Origin of the sequence: Mucilaginibacter sp. OK283 (assembly GCF_900110415.1) — a bacterium.
Lineage (GTDB): Bacteria > Bacteroidota > Bacteroidia > Sphingobacteriales > Sphingobacteriaceae > Mucilaginibacter.
In genome coordinates this window covers 265,966-282,182 of the sequence record NZ_FODR01000002.1, presented here as the reverse complement: position 1 = coordinate 282,182, position 16,217 = coordinate 265,966, and the positions used below count along the sequence as shown (strand labels likewise).

Annotated in this window: 12 protein-coding genes; 5 read left to right on the top strand and 7 right to left on the bottom strand. The window is 42.5% G+C overall.

From position 1 onward, the window contains the following. Positions 1-17 precede the first annotated feature (17 nt). The 5 genes from BMX56_RS05950 to BMX56_RS05930 form a co-directional block, all read right to left on the bottom strand. Positions 18-3,074 (bottom strand): TAT-variant-translocated molybdopterin oxidoreductase, encoded by a 3,057-nt coding sequence (locus BMX56_RS05950; protein ID WP_090642365.1) that lies wholly within the window; start codon positions 3,072-3,074, stop codon positions 18-20. Positions 3,075-3,111: 37 nt separating this feature from the next. Beyond that, the gene (locus BMX56_RS05945; protein WP_090642362.1) at positions 3,112-4,374 is read right to left on the bottom strand and encodes a c-type cytochrome; all 1,263 of its coding nucleotides are present in this window, start codon (positions 4,372-4,374) and stop codon (positions 3,112-3,114) included. Between the two features lie 251 nt (positions 4,375-4,625). Then, positions 4,626-5,606, bottom strand: a complete 981-nt coding sequence (locus tag BMX56_RS05940) for a deoxyhypusine synthase family protein (protein ID WP_090642359.1) — start codon at positions 5,604-5,606, stop codon at positions 4,626-4,628. Between the two features lie 378 nt (positions 5,607-5,984). Then, positions 5,985-6,839, bottom strand: a complete 855-nt coding sequence (locus BMX56_RS05935; RefSeq protein ID WP_090642356.1) for a UDP-2,3-diacylglucosamine diphosphatase — start codon at positions 6,837-6,839, stop codon at positions 5,985-5,987. 258 nt (positions 6,840-7,097) lie between these two features. Further along, positions 7,098-7,622, bottom strand: a complete 525-nt coding sequence (locus BMX56_RS05930) for a DinB family protein (RefSeq protein ID WP_090642353.1) — start codon at positions 7,620-7,622, stop codon at positions 7,098-7,100. A gap of 124 nt (positions 7,623-7,746) precedes the next feature. Between BMX56_RS05930 and BMX56_RS05925 the strand changes: the two genes are divergently transcribed. The 3 genes from BMX56_RS05925 to BMX56_RS05915 all read left to right on the top strand — a co-directional run bounded on the left by BMX56_RS05925 (position 7,747) and on the right by BMX56_RS05915 (position 11,803). Next, positions 7,747-8,934 carry a hypothetical protein gene (locus tag BMX56_RS05925; RefSeq protein ID WP_090642350.1) on the top strand — a complete coding sequence of 396 codons (1,188 nt, stop codon included), beginning with the start codon at positions 7,747-7,749 and terminating at the stop codon, positions 8,932-8,934. Positions 8,935-9,052: 118 nt separating this feature from the next. After that, entirely contained in the window at positions 9,053-10,189 is a 1,137-nt protein-coding gene (gene gmd / locus BMX56_RS05920) for a GDP-mannose 4,6-dehydratase (protein WP_090642347.1), read from the top strand. A gap of 27 nt (positions 10,190-10,216) precedes the next feature. After that, complete coding sequence (locus BMX56_RS05915) at positions 10,217-11,803, top strand: gliding motility protein RemB (protein ID WP_090642345.1); 1,587 nt, start codon at positions 10,217-10,219, stop codon at positions 11,801-11,803. A 137-nt stretch (positions 11,804-11,940) separates the two neighbouring features. Here the strand turns inward: BMX56_RS05915 and BMX56_RS05910 are convergent, their stop codons facing one another. Then, a complete protein-coding gene (locus BMX56_RS05910) occupies positions 11,941-13,518 on the bottom strand; it encodes a hypothetical protein (protein WP_090642342.1) in 1,578 nt (525 codons plus the stop codon). 5 nt (positions 13,519-13,523) lie between these two features. After that, positions 13,524-14,396: an ABC transporter ATP-binding protein gene (locus tag BMX56_RS05905; RefSeq protein WP_090642339.1), complete on the bottom strand. Its 873-nt coding sequence runs from the start codon at positions 14,394-14,396 to the stop codon at positions 13,524-13,526. 198 nt (positions 14,397-14,594) lie between these two features. On the opposite strand from BMX56_RS05905, the gene BMX56_RS05900 reads away from it, so the two are divergent. Continuing rightward, positions 14,595-15,584 (top strand): glycosyltransferase family protein, encoded by a 990-nt coding sequence (locus tag BMX56_RS05900; RefSeq protein WP_090642336.1) that lies wholly within the window; start codon positions 14,595-14,597, stop codon positions 15,582-15,584. 100 nt (positions 15,585-15,684) lie between these two features. After that, positions 15,685-16,137 (top strand): nuclear transport factor 2 family protein, encoded by a 453-nt coding sequence (locus BMX56_RS05895; protein WP_090642333.1) that lies wholly within the window; start codon positions 15,685-15,687, stop codon positions 16,135-16,137. The last annotated feature ends 80 nt before the right edge of the window (positions 16,138-16,217 follow it).

The following is a 16,217-nucleotide window of genomic DNA, read 5'->3' as shown; positions in this document are numbered from 1 at the left end:
ATCTGTATATAAAAAATTTAAGCCTCTAATTCTGATAAATTTCTAACCTTAACCTGGTAACCAATACCCGGTTGCACGTTTAACTCTTCAAGCACGTAGTAAGTTCTTTCGCTCTTTAATGCTTTTGAAACTTCAGAGTTAGGGTCATTTGCGTTACCGAAAACGATAGCGTTTGCAGAACAGGTTTGCTGACAGGCAACCTTGATCTCGCCATCTTTAAGCGGACGTTTTTCGATTTTGGCTTTTAACTTACCAGCCTGGATACGTTGAACGCACATCGAGCATTTTTCCATTACCCCACGGAAACGTGTAGTAACATCAGGATTTAATACTAATTGTGTGTGCTCGTTGTTCAGGTAGTTATCAAAACGCGAGTCGTTCCAGTAGTTAAACCAGTTAAAGCGGCGTACTTTATAAGGGCAGTTATTTGCGCAATAACGTGTACCTATACAACGGTTGTAAGCCATTTGGTTTAAACCTTCTGATGAGTGAACGGTTGCTAATACCGGGCAAACTGTTTCGCAAGGTGCGTGATCGCAGTGCTGGCAAAGCATTGGCTGGTGAACAACCGATACATTATCAAAATTGGTAAGTTTGGCAATATCTTTCTCTTTGGTTATCGCTTCTTCGCTGTCGCCATGATCGTTAAAGCTGTAATAACGGTCAATACGGATCCAATGCATTTCACGACGACGTTTTACCTCGTCTTTACCTACAACCGGGATGTTATTTTCGGCGCTACAAGCTACAACGCAAGCGCCGCAACCGGTACATGCATTAAGGTCGATAGCCATAACCCAGTTATAAACAGGGCGGTCATGATCATCCCAAAGCGATGTTTTGTTGTAATCTTTATGTTCGCCCTCGTTACCGCTACCGGCAGCTGGGTTCTTTTTGTATGCTGTAAATGAAGCTTCGCGGATAACGCTCCTGCCCTCGTATGAGTGGTGGGTTTGTGTTTGCGCAAGCGGCGATATAATACCTGTTTTTTTGAAATCGGTAATAACCGCAGTAGTTTGGAAAGTACCGTTACGGTAGCTGTAGAAAGGGAAAGCATTTTTACCAACGTTGTTACCTACAAGGCCTGCGCTAACGCGGCCGTAACCAACAGCAATTGATATAGTGCCCTGTGCCTGGCCTGGTTGTGCCAATACCGGAACTTCAACCGAGTAGCCGTTAGCTTCTACTTTAATTACATCACCTTCTTCGAAACCCAATTTCTGAATATCAGTCATCGACATGGCCGCGAAGTTATCCCAGGTAACTTTAGATACCGGATCTGGCAACTCCTGTAACCATGGGTTATTGGCGCGTTTACCATCGCCCATTGCTACCGATTGATAAACCTGTAATTCAAATTTATCGCCCGATACCAGGCTGTTGCTATGATCAACAATAGTTTGTGCTACTGCATTTAAATCGTGGCTGAAAGTGTAGGCTCCGGCAGTTGCAGGGGCAGCTTTTATTAAACCTGCCTGCAATAAGCTTTCCCATCCTTTTTGGCCAGATAAACCACCCTTAACTAATAAACCTTTATCCCAGGTGTTACGTACATAAGTGTAGTAATCTTTAACCGGGTTTTCGGCCCAAACCAATAAGCTATGCTCGGCCTGGCGGGTATTGTAAACCGGGTTGATGGTTGGCTGTATTACGGTATAATAACCTTCAACAGCGTTTGCATCACCCCATGACTCTAAATAATGGTGGTTTGGCGCTACTACTTTTGATAGTAAAGCAGTTTCGTCACCATGATCAGAGAATGATATAGTTAAACGTGCTTTTTTAAGCGCTTCTGTAAATTCTTTTGCTTTAAAGTAATCGTATGCAGGGTTGGCATTCAGGAATAAAACCGCGCCAATTGAGCCGGCGGCTAATTCGGTTACAAAACCAACAAAATCCTGATCGTTACCGGCGTATTGTTTTGATGGGTTATCCAAATCAATAGTGTTGCCGTAGCTGCCTAATAAGGAGTTGATGGCATTTACTAAAGTTTGTGTAGCAACATCATTTGAACCTGCAACTACCAGCGCTTTGCCTTTTGCAGCTAACAATTCTTTAGCAACTAAAGTGATAGCGGTATCGGCTGCCTTATTGCTTAATTTTTTTGCACCTGCCAGGCTTGTACCGGCAATGGCATTATATAAGCTTAATAAAGCGATACCTTCTTCAGATGGTTTAATAGGGAAACGGTTATCGGCATTGGTACCGGTTAAGCTCATTCCAGCTTCAAACTGAATATGACGAGACATTTTCTTTGCCTCAAGCGATTTGCTGTTACGGTTTGATACGTACTGGCGGGTAAACTCCTCAGGCGAGATCCATGAACCAAGGAAATCGGCGCCGAAGCTTACAATCACTTCTGCTTTATCAAAATTGTAATGTGGCAATACGGCTTTACCAAAGCTGTTTTGATTAGCCTGGATAATACCGGTGTATGATACCGCATCGTAATTAATGTGTTTTGTAGTTGGGTATTTTGCAATAAAATCGGCAATAACACCTAAGGTAGACGGGCTGTGTACAGTTGATGTAACTATGCGGATGCCTTTACCTGATGCTGCAACAGCCGCAAGCTCACGCAATACATACGCATCAACTTCGGGCCATGCTGCATCAGCGTCATTAATTTTAGGATCCTGGGTGCGGTTTGCATCGTACAGATCAAGCACCGAAGCCTGGCCCTGTGCGCTTAAACCACCTTTTGCAAAAATATCGTTAGGGTTACCTTCTACTTTAATAGGGCGGCCTTCACGGGTTTTTACCAAAATAGCCTGGCCTTCATAACTTGAAGAGTAGTAGTTAGCCACACCAGGTGTAACTTCCTCAGGTTTTATAAGGTAAGGGATTGATTTGTGTACAGGCACTTTTTGACAAGCAGCCAGCGTAACAGCACCAACACCAAAGCCAAGCGCCTTTAAAAAGTCGCGGCGTGGGGTTTTAGCCGATAAACCAGATCCGCTCAGCAAATCCTCGATAGGGATAGGCTCTGCAAACTCGTTTTTATTTTTCTCAACAAATTCTGGGGTTTTGTTTAGTTCTTCTAAACCTTTCCAGTATTTTTTATTGCTGTCCATTTAAGCTATATAAACTGTAATGCTAAATTCTTATTTATTAATAGTGGCACTTACCGCACTCGATACCACCTAAAACAGCGGCAGTAACTTTTTCGCCTTTTTTAATCTTATCATGTGCTGCAAGTATGCTGTCGTAATAAGCGTTGCCTTTGGCGTTAACCTCGGTGCGTTTGTGGCACTGGATACACCATTTCATGGTAAGCGGCGAGTATTGGTAAACCTCTTTCATGGTTTCAACAGGACCGTGGCAAGCCTGGCATTTAATACCGGCAACCTTTACGTGTTGCGAGTGGTTAAAGTAAGCCAGATCGGGCAGGTTATGAACACGTATCCATTGGATAGGCTTGGCTGCAGTGCTATCGTATTTTTGAGTCTTAGGATCGTAACCTAAAGCATCATATATTTTATGAATTTCTGCCGATTCGGTTTTAACAACCTTGTGGCAATTCATACACACGTTTAATGATGGAATAGAAGCATTTTTTGATTTGTATGCACCGCCGTGGCAATATTGGCAATCAATTTTCATTTGACCAGCATGCAGCTCATGCGAGTATTTGATAGGCTGTACCGGTTGGTAACCTGTGTGCACGTTGGTGTTCCACAAGGTAACCCATCCCCAGCTGCCCATAGCAATGGTGCCGCAAACCAGTATAAAGAATACCAGTTTTTTGTTTTTAAGGATCTTTTTAAGCAGTACGTTTTTGTCGGCCTCGGCAACAACCGCCTCTTCTTCAACTATAATGTTTGGGTTGCTGGCTAAAACACGCTCTAATGATCCGGCAGCCTTGTTCAAAACAAGTATTAAAATGAAAGCGATAATTACAATACCGATTAAACCCCAAACAACCAGTTCGCTCGGGCCTTTTGCCTCAACTGGACCGCCAACCGGACCTTTTGCTTTTTCGTCCTGAATTCTTTTCCAATCGGCACGGATGTAAGTAATTACATTACTAACGTCAGCGTCAGAAAGGTTGGTAAATGTGGTCATTGCCTTACCGTCAAACTCTTTAACAATTTTAAGAGCCTTTGGGTTACCTGCAGCTATTAAGGCCTGGTTATTCTGAATCCAACTGATAAGGTACTTATCATCGGTTTCGGAGGTAAGTTGCGGACCTAATGCCGGACCGGTCATTATCTGGTCGATCTTGTGGCAGGCCGTACAATTGGCTTTAAAAATGGTTTCGCCCTTAGCAGCGTCTGTTTGCGCGTAAGCAGCAGAAAAACCCCAGAAAGCAAACCCAACAATCAGTAAAACCGACCTTGAGAATTGTTTAAAAATCAATGAGAAACTTCTCATAAAGTGTATTTATGCTAAATAATTTTTATATTAATGTTTTATTCTGCTGTAAAGATGTGTAACCCATCTGCTTTTTACAGCCACAAAAGTAAAATTTATTACAGTATCGCTGACACATAAATGACAGTAACCTATAATTTATAATCGTTCTAAATAAACACAAAAATGTCATTTAAATACTCTTTAAAGCATATTAATGCCATTTTGAAAATTTATTAACGGTTTCACCATCAATATCGATTATAAACTTTTTATTGTTTTAATATCCAGGCAAATATAAGCGGGGCTACAATGGTGGCATCGCTCTCAACAATAAACTTAGGCGTATGAATGTCCAGCTTGCCCCAGGTTATCTTTTCATTCGGAACAGCACCCGAGTAAGAACCGTATGATGTTGTTGAATCAGATATCTGGCAAAAGTAGCTCCAGAAAGGCACATCATGCATCTCCATATCCTGGTAAAGCATAGGCACCACACATATCGGAAAATCGCCTGCAATACCGCCGCCTATCTGGAAAAAGCCTATGCCTTTGCCCGAAGAGTTTTTGGTATACCAATCGGCAAGCCAGGCCATATATTCGATACCGCTTTTCATGGTTGAAGCTTTAAGCTCGCCTTTAATAATGTATGATGCAAATATGTTGCCCATAGTGCTATCTTCCCATCCGGGTACTACAATAGGCAGGTTTTTTTCGGCAGCGGCCAGCATCCATGAGTTTTTAGGATCTATCTCATAATACTGCTCCAGTTCGCCGCTTAGCAATATTTTATACATGTACTCATGCGGAAAATAACGTTCGCCGCTGTTATCAGCATCCTTCCATATTTTATGGATGTGTTTTTGCAGCCTGCGGAAAGCTTCCTCTTCGGGAATACAGGTATCGGTAACGCGGTTGTAGTGGTTTTCCAGCAGATCCCATTCTTCCTGCGGGCTTAAATCACGGTAGTTGGGCACCCTTTTGTAGTGCGAGTGCGCTACAAGGTTCATGATGTCTTCTTCAAGATTAGCCCCGGTACAGGAGATAATGGCAATTTTATCCTGGCGGATCATCTCGGCCAATGAAATTCCCAGTTCGGCGGTGCTCATTGCGCCGGCAAGGGTAACCATCATTTTACCGCCTTCATCAAGGTGGGTTTCATACCCCTTAGCGGCATCCATTAATGCTGCGGAGTTAAAATGCAGGTAGTTGCGTTCAATAAACTGCGAAATTGGTCCTCGTGTGATGCTCATAGTGTATCAATAAAAATTCAGGTGCAAAAGTAGGAATTTTGACGGATTATGATTTTTAAATGAAATTTTATTGCTGTTAAACATTGTTTATCATTTTAATAGGGAATAACAAATGCAATTAACACCCCGTATTACAATATCAATAAAAAAGGAAATTGAGCTTGAGGGATAAAGAGTATTGCCGCAATAGGAAACCATCTTATGAGTACCCCGAAAAATCCTGAACAATTAGTATCAAACAGGCCTCAAAATGCAGGTAGTGCACAATTTCTCCCGCCGCATGAGTACAATCCCCTCCCGGTTAGTTCGACGGTCGGTTTAAATTAACGGATCTACTCATAGGGTAGCTTAATAACATTAAAAAGTTTTGCTATTCCGTTACTCCATTTCCTGCCTGAACCTGTTTAAAAGGTTTTTAACATCCATTTTAGCGTCAAGGTCCTCGGCGTCGGTTTTGTCGTCTTCGTCGGCATCGGTGTTAAATTCTTCGGGGTTATATTTAAAGATAGTCCAGTTACCATTTTGGTATTCAAGTGACGAAAGGCTTTCAACCCAATCGCCCGAGTTAAGGTATAATACAGAACCTGTTTTGTCGGTATTTTCAATCTCCCTGATCTCGGCGTGATGGATATGGCCGCAAATTACGTATTGGTAATTTTTATCAACAGCCAGGTCTGCAGCAGTTTGTTCAAACTGGTTAATGAATTTTACAGCTTCCTTAAACCTGGCTTTAACTTTTTGCGAAAAACTCATTTTTTGGCGACCCAAAGCGGTCAAAAACCAGTTAGTCATGCTGTTGATGAGTATAAGGGTATCGTAGCCTACCGCCCCCAGTTTGGCCAGCCATTTGGAGTGCTGCATGGTAACATCAAAAACATCTCCATGAAAAATCCAGGCCTTTTTGCCATCAATATTTAACACTACTTTATTGAGCAGTTTGAAGGAACCCAGGTCAAAATCGGCAAACTTGCGCAGCATCTCATCGTGGTTGCCGGTTAGGTAATAAACCGGAATGCCCTCGGTAACAAATTTTAATATGCGCCTAATCACTTTCATATGCGCCTCGGGCCAGTATGATTTACTGAACTGCCAAATATCAATAATATCGCCGTTAAGGATAAGTATCTTAGGCTTAATGCTTTTTAAATATTTAAGCAATTCTTTTGAATGACATCCATAAGTACCAAGATGCACATCGGATATTACTACAATATCTACTTCACGTTTTGCCATTAAAATTAGGGGGTTAATTGCACAGGCGGCAGGTTTTGCCGGTTATTGAATTTTAAATAAATACTAAACAAACGATTATTCGTCGTCTTCGTCCTCATTAACAGTTAATTCATAAGGGCTGATATAGAAGATGCCTACCAACAGCAGCAAAGCTATAACAACCAAATAAGTGTATTCAAAATTCATCACAATGATTTTTACAAATATCCGAAACCTAACATTATCACACTGTTAAGACTCTGTTAAATGTAAAAGGTTTCAAGCCTGCGATAATTTATTTTTGATGCGTTCCAACTGTTTTAAATGATGCTCCAGGTGTATCCGGATAAACCTAAACCACTGCCTGGCGTTAAGCATACCCAGCCGCGGATGTTTATAACGGCTTGCTGCAGACGATGCGTCAATAAGCGGTGCGGTAGCTTCCATTCGCTTACGGCATTTGATGATCAGGTTTTTGGCGTCCTCTTTGGTTATTTTTGCAGCCGGCAGTTTTTCGTTGATCACCGCAGGCGCTGTTACTTTCGGAAACCGGGCTAACAGTAATAAAATCCGGCCTCCCCATGTCACGCCATCTTTAGTTGGCGGACAACTGCCATGCGCGCACCTTTCCAACGCTATTGACGAACCTAAGGTAGCCTGTAATATATGGCTGTAAACCTCGGCATATGACCAGCCACCGCCCGGCGGCGTTTCATTAAACTGGTCATCGGGAATAGTATCCAGCTTTTCGCGGTAGCTATCAAGGGCAGCGTTAATATAGCGGCTTTCTTTGGCGGTGCTCATGATGTTAAAGGTAGTGCTTTTAAATGATGTACCATAACAAACCCGGGCTATCTCATTTTTCAGTTATACGCAGGTATGCTTATATTTGGCTTGTCGCGTTTTAATCAAATCATCCAACCTAAGCATGAAATACATTTGCCTTTTCCTATGTTTTTTAATAACCCAGCAAATCCTGGCACAATCAAAATTGCCTGTTATAAAAGCTACATCTAAAAGTGTATCTATAAACGATGGTGGCTATTTTGATAAAAATGTATGGTCGCTGTCGCCAACAGCCAGGCCCGATATTTTTACTGCTGACAGAACCCGAAAAACAAAATGGGTTACATTTTATACCGATATTGATTCCATCAGGGTAAAAGTAAAACCGGGTACAAGGTTCAATTTTATCATCCTGCTAAATGGTACAGATTCCTGCTACACCCAAATTGCCAGTGCCATCCCGCCCGGTGATAAAATAAAGAATACGGCAGTTACCCACGATACCATTCCTTTTACCCTAACCGGCTTTAATGCCATTAAGATAGTTGCCGTTATTAATAATACCGATACATTGAACCTGCACTTTGATATCAGCTCATTTGATTTTCATTTAACCAGGGATGCCATTTTGCACAAAACAAAATTATTATCAAACCAGCCCGATGCCATAGCCGGTAAAACCAGGCCCAATTACAACAAGCTTAACAAGGTTTTTAAGCTGCAAATGGGTAGCCTGGTGGTAAACAACCCCGAGGTGCTTACCACCAACATAACGGCACATGAAATGGATGGCCGTATTGGCTGGAACGTATTTGAAGGCAAACAGGCAGAGGTGGATTATGATCATAACCTGCTGATTATCCATTCTGAATTACCCCGCGATTTAAAAGGTTATATTAAATCAAAAATGATGTTCGCACGTTCGTTTCCGTCCATTAAAGGCACGTTTTTAATAAACGGCAAAAAACATGCGGGTAATTTCAGTATGGATATAGGATCTGAACAAGCCATCATTTTAGATAGTACCTGGGCCGCAAGAGAAAAATTTGCCGCCAATTTAAAACTCATTCGCACCGTTATACTCCACGATCCGCGGGGAGCAGAATATGAAACAAAGACTGTATTATCGCCGGCCTTTAAATTGAACGGCTTTAACCTTACCGATATCCCTACCCTGATATTAGGATCTAAAAATCCGTTTGGTTTTGAGATAAACTATTTGGGCAATGATTTGTTAAAACGTTTTAATATGATCCTTGATTTTAAAAACGATTACCTGTACTTAAAGCCAAATAAGTTAGCCAATATGAAGTACAGGGATAACTCCTGACGCCGTAAAATAACCATATGTCAATTTACTCAAAAGAACTTATGTATGGCCCAATGGCTGTTTTTACAATTAAATTGGATAATATTGTATTTATAGAAGTATTAGCACTTTAATATTGATGAAAAAAGCTTTAATAACGGGCATTACTGGTCAGGATGGCGCATACTTAGCTGAGTTTTTACTCAAGAAAGGTTACGAAGTACATGGCGTAAAAAGAAGATCGTCGTTATTGAATACGGACAGGATTGATCATTTATACACCGATCCGCATGAGGCTGATGTAAAGTTTAAACTTCATTACGGCGACCTTACCGATTCTACCAACCTGATCAGGCTGGTTCAGGAGGTACAACCCGATGAAATTTATAACCTGGCCGCCCAAAGCCATGTTAAGGTAAGCTTTGATACCCCCGAATATACCGCCAATGCTGATGGTATAGGTACACTTCGCATTTTAGAAGCGGTAAGGCTGCTTGATCTTACCAAAAAAACCAAAATATACCAGGCATCCACATCCGAGCTTTATGGGCTGGTGCAGGCCGTGCCGCAAAGCGAAACCACACCTTTTTATCCAAGATCGCCGTATGCAGTGGCAAAAATGTATGCCTACTGGATAATAGTGAACTATCGCGAAGCTTATGGAATGTATGCCTGCAATGGTATTTTATTTAACCATGAAAGCCCTATACGGGGCGAAACATTTGTCACCCGCAAAATTACGCGGGCAGCTTCAAAAATTGCATTAGGCTTGCAGGATTGCCTGTATGTAGGCAATTTGTCGGCACAACGCGATTGGGGGCATGCCAAGGATTATATTGAGGCCATGTGGCTAATGCTGCAACAGGAGAAACCCGAAGATTTTGTAATAGCTACCGGTGTAACTACCACCGTACGCGATTTTATAAAAATGGCTTTTAACGAGTTAGGCGTCGAAGTTGAATTTAGCGGCCGGGACGAGCATGAACGCGGCGTGATTATTGATATTGATGAACAGCGGGCTTTTGAACTTGGTTTAAACCTCGATTTTTTACGGTTCGGGCAAACGGTTGTTAAGGTTGACCCCAGGTATTTTAGGCCTACAGAGGTTGACCTGTTAGTTGGCGATGCCACAAAGGCATTCGAAAAATTAGGCTGGAAACCTAAATATGATTTAAAGGCCCTGGTTACCGATATGATGCATTCTGACTTGCATTTGGTAAAAAAAGACGAGTATTTAAAAAAGGGTGGCTTCGCAACCCTAAATTATTTTGAATAACAAAAAATTGATTGATCAATTCTACATATGAAGAAAATATTTACCGCTATCATATTATTTGTTTTAACAGGCGGGATTGTAAAAGCCCAGTCTGATTATCAACCTTATTCGTACCAGTTTTACCAAAAACTTAACGAAGATGTGTACTCTACCAAAACCCGGGTGCATAGTTCTTTAAAACCTTTTTTGAACGATTCGTTATTGAAACATCACTATGATTCGCTGATGAACAGCGCAGGTGGTTTTAAAGGCCGCTTTTTTAGTGAGCATCAAATAGACGTTAAAAGCAATAAGGCCACATTTTATGCCGATCTGCTGCCCGATTTTAATCTGAGCCGCGACTTTTCGGGTAAAAAAAATACAAGTTTTGGCTCATTGGGCTTGCAGATTGGCGGTACCGTGGGGAGCCAGTTATCGTATAACATAACCGGTTACGAAAACCGGGCGCAGCTGCCAGAATACCTGGCTACTTACACCAACCAGGTGGGCATAGTACGCGGCCAGGCATATGGCAGCCTTTATGGCAGCGAGTATCGGTGGTCGTACATTACTGCATTGGTATCTTACACTCCAAATAAATATTTAAATGTAAGCGCCGGACGCGATAAAACGTTTATTGGTGATGGTTACCGGTCGGTACTTTTATCTGATTACGCATCGCCCTATCCGTTTTTTAAAGTAACGGCCACACTGGGCGATGTAAGGTACATGGCCATGTGGACTTATATGGACGATCCTTTATCGGCACGGGTTGACAACAACGATCGTAAGAAATTTGCCGTATTCCACTATTTAGACTGGAACGTAAGCGACCGCCTGGCTTTAGGATTTTTTGATTCGGTTATATGGGGTGCCAAGGACGATGAAGGCCACCAACGTGGGTTTGATTTTACCTATATCAATCCGCTGATATTCCTGAGGCCTGTTGAGGCATCCAACGGATCGCCGGATAATGCCTTATTGGGTTTTACCGGCAGGTATAAAATTACCGACGGTATAACGGCTTATGGCCAGTTTGCATTAGATGAATTTGAAAGTAAAAACTTTTTCTCCAGTAACGGCAGCTCCCGTAACAAATATGCCTGGCAAATTGGTTTCAGGGGAGCAAACCTTTTTGCCGTTAAAGGCCTTAACTATTTAATTGAAACCAATAACGTTAAGCCATATACCTATTCGGAACGCAGCTCGGTACAAAACTATGCTGATAATGGCGAGCCGTTGGCACACCCATGGGGAGCAAACCTGCGCGAGGTTGTGGGCTTGCTGAATTACTCGTACAAACGGTTTGACTTTAGCGGTGAGCTTGATTACGGTCATTATGGCTTAGATATAAACGGCATGAATTACGGTAAGGATCTTTTTCAGTTATACGTCGACCCATCAAGGCAATATGGTAACTATACCGGCCAGGGCCTAACCACCAACATGGTTTTCCTGGAGGGGAAAATAGCTTATTTATTAAATCCTAAATATAACCTGCGCATTGAGCTTGGTGGCCTTTACCGTAGCGAAAAGAATGACCAGTTTCACGATAAAACTGCTATGCTGAGTTTTGGTATCCGTAGTTCGTTCAGGAGCATGTATAATGATATTGCAAGTTATAAGGCGCATTAATGAGTTGGTTACGCAAGTCATGATTCCAAAAAAACTACCTGCCGGAGAAAGACTTACGAAGTTTTAAAAACTTCGTAAGTCTGAATTTTTTCAACTTGCTGCGTGTATTTTCTTGTCTGGCGAAAACAATCAGCCTCCTACAAATGCCTCGATTGATACCCCCTCACCCAAAAACTAACCACCGCCAAAAATACGTTCAGTCCTAAAATAACAGCCATATAAATGATGTGGTTATCGTGCGGCAGCGCACCCAGGTAGTCAACAACGGGTATGGCCTGGGTAAGGGCGTAAGTGAGCAAAAAGAAAATGATCTCGAACAGCTTTTTACCCTTACTTATAATTCCAATGCAAACAGCTAATAAAACAATGCAAACAGCCCCGCTGATGATATTGAAGATGGCGTAGCCGTTGCCGGCAATTACATAACGCAATATCAACGGAAATGCTAAAACGATACCTAATATCACCCCTGCCAGTATTTGGGCTGGCAACATACGCTGTAACGGTTTGTAGGATGCGTAGGCAAAATAATGCAAGCGGTAGGTTTCTTCTTTGGTAGCCAGTTCAGACCATCGCGTTACCTGCAAAAACCAAAGTACAGGCAATATATACATGTGCGAAATACCTATCGGCGCAAACAGCATGCTTAGAGATACACTGGCAATAATGAGCCATAGCCATTTAGATCCTTTGCGCACCAGTAACAGTAATTCGGTTTTAACGAACGGTAATATGCTATAGTCGGTAACCAATGGCGGCATAAGCGCGCGGTTAATGCCGGTGGCTGCAAACGCAGGCGTTGCCGGCTTCTGCTCGTTAGCAACCACTTTTTTCTTTTTACTTACAGCTTGCTTAAAATCAAACCGGTGGAAAAAGAATGACGACAGGTAAACCAAACCCACTGATAGCATAAGCCATAATAAGCGGCTTACTAAAAACAGGCCGGTTATAGTTATACCGTTCCACTCAAATATCCGGAAGCCTCGTTTACTGTTGAAAGTGAAACCGAGGTTAACCCCATCAATATGTTGGTGATATTGGGTGTTTACCTGGTTTTTGATGCTGGTTGTCATGGTGCGTACACCATACGGATCAATAATAACTGCAAGTGCTTCGCTTTTTTGTCCGTTAACGTTGGCTATCAATGCGCCAAAAAAGAAAAAAAACGCGATATATTGCAGGATGCTTTTTCGGCCCAAAAACACTTCGGCTACTATCGCCAACGACGATATAAAAACCATGGCTGGCACTACAAACAGCAAATAAGGGATAATGAAATTGCTGATAATAAAGGGCGAGCCACTGGTGCGCACAAAAAACATGATGATACTTACTATAAAAGTGCAGCCGGCAATGGTGAGCAGCACCAGTAAATTACTGAGCATTTTGCTAAGCAGGTAACCAAAATTGGTAATGGGCGTGGTTGCAATAATTAGGCCCACTTCGGTATCAATATCTTTTTTAATGCCGCCGTTTACCAAAAAGAAACCATAAAGCGACAGCATAATAGCGGTCATCATCCCCGAAACATAACCCACCCAGGCCGAGTTATAAACACCTTTAAAGCCAACAACGTTTAAGGTGGTATATGAAGCCGAAGGCGGTGGCACAAATGAATAGGCCGCGTAAAAAGTAATAGCCAGGGTAATCAGGAAAGCGTAGCTGCGCGTGCGCTGCAGGTAGTCGGCTTTAATAATGCTGTAAATGTATCTCACGGGGCTTAGTTGTTATTTTGCGTTAAAAACAAATAAGCATCTTCTAAACCGGCATTTACAGCTATTGCCCCCATTTCCGGCTGCCCGGTTCTGGTAATAAAACGAACCCTGGTTTTATCCTTTTGCCGGCTTGTATCAATAACCTGGTGTTTGGCGCGGATGCCGGCAATTTCATCATTACTCACCAGCACTTCAAATACTTTACCATCAACCAGTTTTATAATATCCGGCTGGGCAGCCTTATTAAGCAGTATGCCATTTTTCATGACAGCAACTTCATCGGCAATAGTCTCAATGTCCGAAACGACGTGCGATGACAGGATGATGATACAATCGGTGGCCAGTTCAGAGATCAACTGCCGAAACCTTACCCGCTCCTCAGGGTCGAGGCCGACGGTGGGTTCGTCAAATATCAGTACTTTAGGGTCATTAAGCAGGGCCTGCGCTATGCCAATCCGTTGTTTCATTCCTCCCGAGTAGGTACCTATCGGGCGTTTGGCATCCGCCGTTAAATTAACTCCTTCTAACAGCAAATCTATCCGCTTGCGCAAGCCATTGCCACCTACCCCTTTCATCGCTGCTATATATTCTAAAAACTCGTAGGCGTTAAGGTTAGGATAAACCCCAAAATCCTGCGGCAGGTAGCCCAATATTTTGCGGATTTTATCAGGATTGGCAACAATATCCTCGCCATCTAAAAATAAAGTACCCTTGGTAGGTCTGCTAATAGTGGCAATAATTTTCATCAGCGTTGATTTGCCTGCGCCATTGGGCCCAAGCAGGCCCAATACACCTTTTTCAATGGTGATGGAGTAATCGGTAAGGCCGCTTTTATGCTGGTTATATTGTTTGGTGAGATTTTTTATGACTAAGGACATGGGTATGTTTTTATGCCCAATAAGATGCCCGTTGCGGATTTAAGTTACATGCACCGGCGAATTTAAAATCCTGGTGCTTGTTCAGTTGAAGTATTCAAATCAAACTTTTTGACAGCGTCTTTATGCCGTAACAATCTTTAGCCATTTAAATATCCCTAAAACATTTCATTTTACTAAATTGCCCCTAATTCTATTTACATGAAAATATTGTTTGCCATACAGGGAACCGGCAATGGACATATAAGCCGGGCCCGTGAAATTGTGCCTTTATTACAGCAGTATGGCGAGGTTGACCTGCTGGTGAGCGGCACCGAGGCCGAGGTATCATTATCACAGCCTTTGAAGTACAGGTTTCACGGGGTTAGTTTTGTTTTTGGCACCAATGGCGGGGTTGACAACTGGGCAACCTGGAAAATTATGAACCTGCGCCAGTTTTGGCACGACTTGCGCCACCTCCCCTTAAAACAATACGATTTGGTAATTAATGATTTTGAACCCGTAAGCGCCTGGGCCTGTAAACTTCAGCGCGTTCCATCGGTATCGTTAAGCCATCAGTGTTCCTTTGTATCGCCCAATACGCCCCGGCCCGAAAAAAAGGATCCCTTTGCACAATGGCTGTTAAAAAATTATTCGCCCACCACCTATCATGTAGGCTTCCATTTTGAGCGTTACGATACTTTTATAAATACGCCCGTAATCCGCAGCGAAATACGCCAGATGCAAACCAGCAACCTGGGCCATTACAGTGTTTACCTGCCCGCTTATGATGATAAAACATTATTAAAACATTTAGGCGCTGTAAAAGACGTAAAATGGCAGGTGTTTTCAAAGCGGCAAAAAACGCCCATGCAAGCCGGCAACGTTGAGATATTCCCGGTAAATAATGAAGCCTTTAACAAAAGCCTGGCCAGTTGCGAAGGCCTGCTAACCGGTGGTGGGTTTGAAGGCCCCGCCGAGGCACTGTTCCTGGAAAAGAAGGTAATGATGATACCCATGAAAGGCCAATACGAGCAGCAGTGCAACGCCCTGTCGGCCTCGAAGCTGGGCGTTCCTGTAGTTGCCGAAATCAATGATACCTTTGGAAGTCACTTAACTAAATGGATTAACGACGATAAAAAGATCATTGTTGATTTCCCGGATGAAACCGCGCAGATAGTTGATAAGCTGGTGAAGCAGTATGCGAGATAGTATTAGCCCGTTAATTGCCTCTTATGTAATTTGTTGTAATGCTAATTATCGATTTATCTATTGATTTGAAACAAATTCGATAGCTTTACATCTAAATACCATGGAAGGCAATAAAATAATCAATACAGTTACTAATTTATTTAAAGGTGCAGACGACCGGGACTGGGCGTTAATACAAAGCACACTGGCCCCTGTGGTTATGATCGATTATTCGTCAATGAGCGGTTTGGGCCCAATTGAACTTTCTCCTGCACAGGTAGTAGATAACTGGGCTTCGTTTTTGCCCGGTTTTGATAAAACCCATCACCAGCTTTCGGCATTCAGGGTGCAGCTTAACGGTAAGGCAGCCGATGTTTTTTACAGTACAGTAACCGACCATTTTCTTGACGATCAGGTTTGGACCGTTACCGCAACTTACCACACCAAGCTGGCAAAGCATGACGATACCTGGTTAATTACCTATCATAAAATTAATTTTGAAAGCCATAGCGGCAATGTAAACCTGCCCAAACAGGCTCACCAGGTTATAGCCGATAGGAAAGCTGTGCAGTAAATTTTGTAGTTGCCATCCCTTTAAATATTGCGGAGCGTTCAATCCTAAACAGGCAATAATTTCAATTGTGTTTTGACATG